The sequence below is a fragment of the Rhizobium sp. P1_E1 genome, from assembly GCF_056406015.1.
In genome coordinates this window covers 1-7,809 of sequence record NZ_JBFUAY010000204.1, presented here as the reverse complement: position 1 = coordinate 7,809, position 7,809 = coordinate 1, and the positions used below count along the sequence as shown (strand labels likewise).

Below are 7,809 nucleotides of genomic sequence, written 5' to 3'. Positions count from 1 at the left end.
GTGCGGAACCATGCTGTCGAGGATACGGCTGTCGTGACGCTGCGTTTCGAAAGCGGGGTGCTTGCCACTCTCAACGGCAGTGATGCCGTGGCGGCGCCCTGGAGCTGGGAGATAACCACCGGGGAGAACCCTGCTTTTCCCCGTTACGATCAATTCTGCTACCAGATCGGCGGCACCAAGGGCTCGCTCGGAATTCCTGATCTGACACTGTGGACGAGCCCTTCGAGGCCCGATTGGCTGGAGCAGCTTGCCCAGGAGCGGGTGCCCTACGCAGCAGCCGATCCCCTTTGCGTTCAGCTCAGACATTTTTGCGACGTTATCCGTGGTGATGCCACGCCTCTAGTGAGTGGCCGGGAGGGCCTTGCTACTCTCAGGGTCGTCGAAGCGATCAAGAGATCGGCGCGCTCGGGGCAGATGATCCACCTCGCCAAGGCCAGCGCCTCTTCCGATCCCCAGAAAGTCTGACCACATGATCACCGGGACGACCAAACTCATCGCTCACCTCGGCTATCCGACGGAGTCCTTCAAGGCCCCGCTGATCTATAATCCTTACTTTCAGAACAAGGGAATTGATGCCGTCGTCGTGCCGATGGGCTGCAGGCCGGAGGACTATCCAGCGTTTCTGAAGCTTCTGTTCCGGCTATCCAATATCCACGGCGCTCTGATCACGATGCCGCACAAGATTTCGACCATGGCGCTGCTCGACGAAACCTCGACCAACGCAAAAGTCGCCGGCTCGTGCAATGCAGTGCGTCTCGGTTCGGACGGCAGGCTGATCGGTGACATGTTCGATGGCGAGGGCTTCGTTCGAGGCGTGTTGCGCAAGGGCAAAAAGGTTGAAGGAGCCCGTGCGCTCATCGCCGGTGCCGGCGGCGTCGGCTCGGCGATCGCGGCGTCGTTGGCACAGGCGGGCGTCGCCCGTCTTGCGATCTTCGACGCCAACGAGACGACCGCGACCGCGCTGCTGGACAGGCTGAAGAAATACTATCCGCATCTTGAAGTGACGGTCGGCTCCGCCGATCCGACAGGTTTCGACATTGTCGTCAACGCGACGCCTCTCGGAATGCGACGGGGTGACCCGCTGCCAATCGATATCGACCGCATCTCCCCATCGACCTTCGTCGGCGAAGTCGTGATGACGAAGGAGATAACCCCTTTTCTCGAGGCCGTGAGGGCGCGCGGCTGTGCATTTCAGGTTGGGACCGACATGTTGTTCGAACAGATCCCAGCCTATCTCGAATTCTTCGAATTCCCGACAACGACGGCCGACAACCTGCGTGCCATCGCCAAACTCGGATGATGCCGAAAAGTGTGAGCGGTTTTCGGACGACATCCTGTTCTAGAGCGAGGCGGTGATGCCGCCATCGACGGTCAGCATGTGGCCGTTGACGAAGGAGGAGGCATCCGAGGCCAGGAAGACGGCAGCGCCGACAAGCTCCTTGACCTCGCCCCAGCGGCCGGCAGGTGTGCGGTTTTCCAGCCAGCCGGAAAACTTGGGATCATCGACCAGCGCCTGGTTGAGCGGCGTGCGGAAATAGCCGGGCGCGATCGCATTGATCTGCAGGCCGTATTTCGCCCAGTCGGTCGCCATGCCGCGCGTGAGGTTCTTCACCGCGCCCTTGGTGGCGGTATAGGGCGCGATGCCGGGACGGGCGAGTTCGGCCTGGACGGAGGCGATGTTGATGATCTTGCCGCGGCCGCGTGAGATCATTGCCTGGGCGACCGGCTGGCTGACATAGAACAGGCTGGAGACGTTGGTCTTGAAGATCTCGTCCCATTTGTCGACGGGGAAGTTCTCCAGCGGCGTGCGGAACTGCATGCCGGCATTGTTGACGAGGATGTCGATCGGGCCGATCTCCGCCTCGATATAGGTGATGGCGGTGCGGCTGGCCTCTGCATCGGTGACGTCGAAGGCGGCGCTGACGGCATGGCGATGGCTGCGACGGATATCCTCGGCGGCGGCTTCCGCCTTCTGCGCGTTGCGGCCGTTGATGATGATCGAGGCGCCATGCTCGGCAAGCCCGACCGCCAATGCGCGGCCGATGCCTTGACTGGAGCCGGTGACGAGGGCGAGGCGGCCGGAGAGGTCGAAGAGGGGAAAGGTCACAAGGCTGCTCCTGATTTCGTTGCACTCTGCATAACCGGTTTCCGGCACTACATGCAAAGGTGCTGGATCAGGCCCTTCCAAGCCTCTTGATATTTCCTGCAAGCTCCCCGGCGAGCCGCAGGCTGGCGGCGGTTGCCATCGTCATTTGCGGCAGGAGCAGCCATTCGAGCGTCCAGGCCGCACCGGAGCGTTCCTGTTCGTGGACGAGGGACTGGTGGATGCCCGATAGAACAGTGGCGTTGAAGCGGGCGAGCGAAACCAGGACTTCGGCGGAAACGGGGTTCTGCTTGTGCGCCATCGCCGACGAGGTGCCGCCGCCTGAAATTTCGATCTCATCACCGGCCTGGGCAAGCAGCGCGATATCCTGCCCCATCTTGCCGAGACTGCCCGATATCGACGCGAACAGGCCGGCAATATCAGCGATCGGCAGACGCCCGCTCTGCCATTGGTGTGCGTCCGTGAGGCCGAGTTCCTGGGCCAGCGAAGCGCGGATTGCGGCGGCGTGCGATCCGAGCTTGTCCAGTGTGCCGGCCGCACCACCGAACTGGACGGGAAAGCTCTGCTCGGTCAGGCGGTCGCGATAGGTCGTCAACGGTGCGCGCCACGCATTGAGGCGATCGGCGACGGTGATCGGGATCGCCGCCTGCATGCGGGTGTGGCCCATCAGCTGGTTCCGGCCGAACTGGCGGTCGAGCGCATCGAGTCCTGCGGCAATAGTGGAAAGCCGGCCGGCAAACAGGAAGACGACGGCCTTCAGGCGGATCATCAGGCTGGTATCGATGACATCCTGGCTGGTCGCGCCGAGATGCAGGCTTTTTGCCGCCTCCTCGCCGACATCAGCGCGCAGCTGCTTGATGAGGTCGGGAACGACGACACCGTCCCTTGCCGTCGCCGATCGAAGACTGGGCACATCGGCTGAGAAGGCAGCGCAGGTGTCAGTGATACGCCTTGCCGCTTCGGCAGGGATCAGGCCATGAGCGGCTTCCGCCTTGGCGAGCGCGGCCTCGAAGGAGAGCATGGCTCGGATATCCGCCGCGGCGGAGAAATAGGGCGCGATTTCATCGTCGCCGAGCAGGCCGGAGAGGAAGGGGTGGTCGAAGGGCGATGCGGTCATGAGCGTCTCGGTTTGTGGTGGCGGCCCCCTCATCCGGCTGCCGCCACCTCTCCCCTCGGGGAGAGGGTAGGGTGAGGGGGACGCTACCTACACAGAGCCCTGTGAACAAGCGACTTGCGCGGCTGGCCCTCAGATATCCAGAAACACCGTTTCCTTCGGACCCTGCAGATAGATGTCGAAATGACAGGTCGCGCCGTCGCGCGTGGCGATCATTGTTGCGACGCGCTCGCGATGTTCGATGCGGGAAAGCAGCGGATCGGCGGCGTTGGCCTCCGTCTCCTCCGGGAAATACATGCGCGTGTGCAGGYCGATATTGATGCCGCGGGCGACGATCCAGAAGGTGATGTGCGGGGCCATTTTGCGACCGTCCTTGAAGGGAACGCGGCCGGGCTTGACGGTCTCGAAGCTGTAGACGCCGTCCTCAGCGCGGGTCGGGCAGCGGCCCCAGCCGGTGAAATTGGGGTCGGCGGCGCCGCGCATTTCCGACGGGCTGTTGTAGAGGCCGGCGCTGTCGGCCTGCCAGATCTCGATGACCRCATCGCGCACCAGCGCCCCGGCGCCGTCGAAGATCCGGCCGGTGACGGTGATACGCTCGCCGAGCGTCTTGTCGTTGACCATCTCGATGCCGAGATCGGTGTCGTAGACGCCCGTTATGTCGCAGAAATTCGGCGTCAGGCCGATATGGACATAGGGACCGGCCGTCTGCGACGGGGTTTCCTTGAGGTAGCCCAGCTGCTGCATGGTCAGTTGCCCTCCAGTCTGTTTTCGAACATCGTCGAGCGACGGCCGCGCAGCACGATATCGAATTTATAGGCACGTGAATCCATTGGAATGGTGTTGCCCCAGTCGAGCGGCGCGATCAGTTGCTCGATCGCCGCCTTGTCGGGGATCGTGCCGACGATCGGACATTTCCAGATCATCGGATCGCCTTCGAAATACATCTGGGTGATCAAGCGTTGGGCAAAGCCATGCCCGAAGATCGAAAAATGGATATGGGCGGGACGCCAGTCGTTGATGCCGTTCGGCCAGGGATAGGCGCCGGGACGGATGGTGCGGAAATGGTAGCGGCCGTCCTCGTCGGTGATGGCGCGGCCGCAGCCGCCGAAATTCGGGTCGATCGCTGCCAGATAGGTTTCCTTCTTATGGCGATAGCGGCCGCCGGCATTGGCCTGCCAGAACTCGACCAAGGCGCCTGCAACCGGCCTGGCGCGCTCGTCGAGCACGCGGCCATGGACGATGATGCGTTCGCCGATGGCGCTCTCGCCGGGCTGCGCGTAGTTCAGGATCAGGTCGTTGTCGAGTTCGCCGATCATCGAATGGCCGAAGACCGGACCGGTGGTTTCGGAAATCGTGCCGTCGAGAGAGAGCAGCGCGCGCTGCGGCGCGCGCAGCACGGAGGTCTTGTAGCCGGGGGTCAGCGCTGGCGCATGCCAGGCGCGGTCGCGGGCGAAGAAGCCGCCGGTCTCGGGCTTGCGGTTCGGTCGTTCGGACATTTTTCTCCCTCAGGCCGCCTTTTCGGCGTCCATCTGTTCAAAAGCCTGCTTTGCGATCTTGATCGCGTGGTTGGCGGCGGGAACGCCGGCATAGATTGCAACATGCAGCAGCGCCTCGCAAATATCCTCGCGGGTTGCCCCCGTATTGGCGGTGGCGCGCACATGCATGGCGACCTCGTCGTCCTGGCCGAGGGCCGCGAGCAGAGCGATGGTGATGATCGAGCGCTCGCGCTTCGTCAGCGCCGGGCGCGACCAGACATGGCCCCAGGCAGCTTCGGTGATCAGTTCCTGGAAGGGGCGGTCGAACTCCGTCGATGTGGCGGCGGCGCGGTCGACATGGGCGTCGCCAAGCACGGCGCGGCGGGTCGCCATGCCCTGGCGATAGCGCTCGGAGGAGGACGCGGTCTCATTCATGGGCTGACTTCTCCAGGCGGAATGGATGTGAGGAAGGCGCGGATGATCGCCGTCAGCGCTTCCGGCTGCTCGACGCAGGGAATGTGCGCGCAATCGCGGATCACTTCGTAGCGAGCGGCTGATATCAGCTTCGCGGTCGAAAGCACGAGATCGGGCGGCGTCGAGCCATCCTGTTCGCCAACGATGCAGATCGTTGGGACAGTGATCGTCTTTGCGATTTCGGTAAAATCGGCATCGCGGATCGCGGCGCAAGCGGCGACATAACCCTCGACGGGCTGGCGCGTCAGCATGTTGCAATAGCCGGCATAGGCGGTGTTCTCGGGCCGGCGGAAGGCGGGTGTGAACCAGCGTTCCATGATGGCGTCGACAATGCTGCCGATACCGTTTTTCTCGACGGCGGCGATGCGGGCGTTCCAGCTCTCTGAAGTGCCGATCTTGTGGGCGGTGTCGCAAAGGATCAGCGCACCGACCAGGTCCGGACGGCGGTGATAGAGCGACTGGGCGATGAGGCCGCCGACGGAGAGGCCGCAGATGACGGCATCCTTGACCGACAGCAGATCGAGAAGGCCGGCGAGATCCGTCGCATGATCCTCGATCGATGAGGGGAGCTGGCCGACATCGGAAAGGCCGTGGCCGCGCTTGTCGTAAAGCACGATGGCAAATTCACCGGCAAGCCGCACCACGACGTCGCGCCAGATGCGGAAATCCGTCCCGAGCGAATTGGTAAAGACGATCACTGGCCTGTCGGCAGGGGCACCAATGATCTGATAATGGATCGTCACGTCGTTTATGCGGGCGAATTGCACGTCACTCTCCTCCTGAATAGTGAAATTGACTGGTTGATCCGGTTAAGTAAAATGATATTTATCGGAGTTTCGATAACCCTGGAGTTATGCGAGCGATGATCGACAGCCGGGTCAAGTTCCGCCATCTGCAAACCTTTGTCGAGGTGGCGCGGCAGAAGAGCGTGATGAAGGCCGCCGAATTGCTGCATGTCAGCCAGCCGGCGGTCACCAAGACGATCCGCGAACTGGAACAGGTGCTGGGTGTCGATGTTTTCGAGCGCGATGGCCGCGGCATCAAGATCACCCGCTACGGCGAGGTCTTCCTGCGGCACGCTGGCGCTGCGCTGACCGCGCTGCGCCAGGGTCTCGATTCCGTCTCGCAGGAGCAGTTCGCCGATGCGCCGCCGATCCGTATCGGCGCACTGCCGACGGTGTCATCGCGCATCATGCCGCGGGCGATGGAACTCTTCCTCAAGGAGAAGACCTGGAGCCGGGTGAAGATCGTCACCGGTGAGAACGCGGTACTGCTGGAACAGCTTCGCGTCGGCGATCTCGATATCGTCGTCGGACGTCTGGCAGGCGCCGAGAAGATGGCGGGCTTTTCCTTCGAACATCTTTATTCCGAGCAGGTGGTGTTTGCCGTGCGCGCCGGCCATCCGCTGCTCGACGGCCGGCAATCGCTGTTTTCAGGCTTCGGCAACTATACGGTACTGATGCCGACGCGGGGGTCGATCATCCGGCCGGTGGTCGAAAATTTCCTCATCGTCAACGGCGTCTCCAGCCTGCCGAACCAGATCGAGACGGTGTCGGATTCCTTCGGCCGCGCTTTCCTCAGGGCAAGCGATGCGATCTGGATCATTTCCAACGGCGTGGTGGCCAACGATGTCGCCGACGGGCGGCTGGCGCTTCTGCCGATCGATACTGGCGAGACCAAGGGGCCGGTCGGGTTGACGATGCGCGCCGATGCCGTGCCGTCGCTGCCGCAATCGATCCTGATGCAGACGATCCGCGAGGCGGCAGGCGAGGTTTCCTGAGGTAACGGAGTTTGGCCGATGGAGAATCAGAAGAAGGATCTCGCAGCCGGGCGACGGAAGCGACGGTGAACTTCGTCCCTGCCTTTGCCGGAATTGCTGCGCGTCTGCTGGACGAGGAAAAGCATCTGACAAGAGACCTGCCGGGTTACGCCGAATACCGCCGCAAGGTCCGCTACCGGCTGCTGCCTGGACTATGGTGACGCCCAAACCGGCGGTCGGCTGAACCCACCTCTTTAAATTCGCTTGATGTATGCCTAGATTTGGACTATGTCTAATTCAAGACAGGAGGCCTTCATGCAGCATGCGCGACGGGAGCAACGAGAAGGCCAGCGGCCACAGCGGCTGGAAACCGAGCGGTTTGCTCCGGCAAACCGCAAGAGGCTGAGCGCCCCGGCCTTGCGAACTTTTCTGGCGATCGCCGATCTCTGGGGGCTGACGGAAGAGCAGCGTCTGCTCGTGCTCGGTTATCCCTCTAGGTCGACCTACCACAATTGGGCCAAACAGGCGCGCGAGCACGGCGCTTTCACGCTCGATGTCGATACGCTGACCCGCATCTCGGCCGTGCTCGGCATCCATCAGGCACTCGGCGTGCTTTTTTCGGATGAACGCGCCGGCGTCGCCTGGCTGCGCACACCTCATCAGGCGCTCGTTTTCAGCGGGCATCCGCCGCTTGATGTCGCGACCAACGGGACCCAGGACGGGTTGATGACCGTCCGCCGGTTTCTCGATGGCGCGCGCGGTGGTCTCTACATGCAGCCAAATATGCTCGACGAAGCCTTCACGCCTTACGAAGATACGGACATCGTCTTCCGGTGAGGGATCGTTTTGCCCAGGCGCAGCGTCCATCGTACCGGCTGATCCC

The 7,809-nt window shown here is 62.6% G+C and carries 11 protein-coding genes; 5 read left to right on the top strand and 6 right to left on the bottom strand.

What is annotated here, in order from left to right:
* Both AC1D1Z_RS31355 and AC1D1Z_RS31350 read left to right on the top strand, forming a co-directional pair.
* Nucleotides 1-465 (top strand): Gfo/Idh/MocA family oxidoreductase (locus tag AC1D1Z_RS31355; protein ID WP_477852738.1); only part of this gene is annotated, 465 nt, incomplete at its 5' end.
* Between the two features lie 4 nt (nt 466-469).
* On the top strand, nt 470-1,300 hold the full coding sequence (locus AC1D1Z_RS31350; RefSeq protein WP_477852737.1) for a shikimate dehydrogenase family protein: 831 nt from the start codon (nt 470-472) through the stop codon (nt 1,298-1,300).
* A gap of 39 nt (nt 1,301-1,339) precedes the next feature.
* On the opposite strand, the gene AC1D1Z_RS31345 is transcribed toward AC1D1Z_RS31350, so the two are convergent.
* The 6 genes from AC1D1Z_RS31345 to pcaD all read right to left on the bottom strand — a co-directional run bounded on the left by AC1D1Z_RS31345 (nt 1,340) and on the right by pcaD (nt 5,934).
* Complete coding sequence (locus tag AC1D1Z_RS31345) at nt 1,340-2,107, bottom strand: SDR family oxidoreductase (protein ID WP_477852735.1); 768 nt, start codon at nt 2,105-2,107, stop codon at nt 1,340-1,342.
* Nucleotides 2,108-2,174: 67 nt separating this feature from the next.
* Nucleotides 2,175-3,221: a 3-carboxy-cis,cis-muconate cycloisomerase gene (locus AC1D1Z_RS31340; RefSeq protein WP_477852733.1), complete on the bottom strand. Its 1,047-nt coding sequence runs from the start codon at nt 3,219-3,221 to the stop codon at nt 2,175-2,177.
* A 129-nt stretch (nt 3,222-3,350) separates the two neighbouring features.
* Nucleotides 3,351-3,962 (bottom strand): protocatechuate 3,4-dioxygenase subunit alpha, encoded by a 612-nt coding sequence (gene pcaG, locus AC1D1Z_RS31335; protein WP_477852731.1) that lies wholly within the window; start codon nt 3,960-3,962, stop codon nt 3,351-3,353.
* Between the two features lie 2 nt (nt 3,963-3,964).
* A complete protein-coding gene (gene pcaH, locus AC1D1Z_RS31330) occupies nt 3,965-4,714 on the bottom strand; it encodes a protocatechuate 3,4-dioxygenase subunit beta (RefSeq protein WP_018448819.1) in 750 nt (249 codons plus the stop codon).
* A gap of 9 nt (nt 4,715-4,723) precedes the next feature.
* Nucleotides 4,724-5,128 (bottom strand): 4-carboxymuconolactone decarboxylase, encoded by a 405-nt coding sequence (gene pcaC / locus AC1D1Z_RS31325; protein ID WP_018246301.1) that lies wholly within the window; start codon nt 5,126-5,128, stop codon nt 4,724-4,726.
* A complete protein-coding gene (gene pcaD / locus AC1D1Z_RS31320; protein ID WP_477852730.1) occupies nt 5,125-5,934 on the bottom strand; it encodes a 3-oxoadipate enol-lactonase in 810 nt (269 codons plus the stop codon). The genes pcaC and pcaD overlap by 4 nt, the downstream gene beginning before the upstream one ends.
* Nucleotides 5,935-6,029: 95 nt before the next feature.
* Here pcaD and pcaQ point away from each other — a divergent pair, with 95 nt between their 5' ends.
* The 3 genes from pcaQ (at nt 6,030) to AC1D1Z_RS31305 (ending at nt 7,763) form a co-directional block, all read left to right on the top strand.
* Nucleotides 6,030-6,947, top strand: a complete 918-nt coding sequence (gene pcaQ, locus AC1D1Z_RS31315) for a pca operon transcription factor PcaQ (protein ID WP_028732670.1) — start codon at nt 6,030-6,032, stop codon at nt 6,945-6,947.
* Nucleotides 6,948-7,012: 65 nt separating this feature from the next.
* Nucleotides 7,013-7,147, top strand: coding sequence for a hypothetical protein (locus tag AC1D1Z_RS31310; RefSeq protein ID WP_315859426.1), 135 nt, complete (start codon nt 7,013-7,015; stop codon nt 7,145-7,147).
* Between the two features lie 94 nt (nt 7,148-7,241).
* A complete protein-coding gene (locus AC1D1Z_RS31305; protein ID WP_113541658.1) occupies nt 7,242-7,763 on the top strand; it encodes an MbcA/ParS/Xre antitoxin family protein in 522 nt (173 codons plus the stop codon).
* The last annotated feature ends 46 nt before the right edge of the window (nt 7,764-7,809 follow it).

Coding starts and splice junctions, on each gene's coding strand:
- AC1D1Z_RS31350 (WP_477852737.1), top strand. CDS start 470: ATGATCACCGGGACGACCAAACTCATCGCTCACCTCGGCTATCCGACG.
- pcaC (WP_018246301.1), bottom strand. CDS start 5,128: ATGAATGAGACCGCGTCCTCCTCCGAGCGCTATCGCCAGGGCATGGCG.
- pcaQ (WP_028732670.1), top strand. CDS start 6,030: ATGATCGACAGCCGGGTCAAGTTCCGCCATCTGCAAACCTTTGTCGAG.
- pcaH (WP_018448819.1), bottom strand. CDS start 4,714: ATGTCCGAACGACCGAACCGCAAGCCCGAGACCGGCGGCTTCTTCGCC.
- AC1D1Z_RS31340 (WP_477852733.1), bottom strand. CDS start 3,221: ATGACCGCATCGCCCTTCGACCACCCCTTCCTCTCCGGCCTGCTCGGC.
- AC1D1Z_RS31305 (WP_113541658.1), top strand. CDS start 7,242: ATGCAGCATGCGCGACGGGAGCAACGAGAAGGCCAGCGGCCACAGCGG.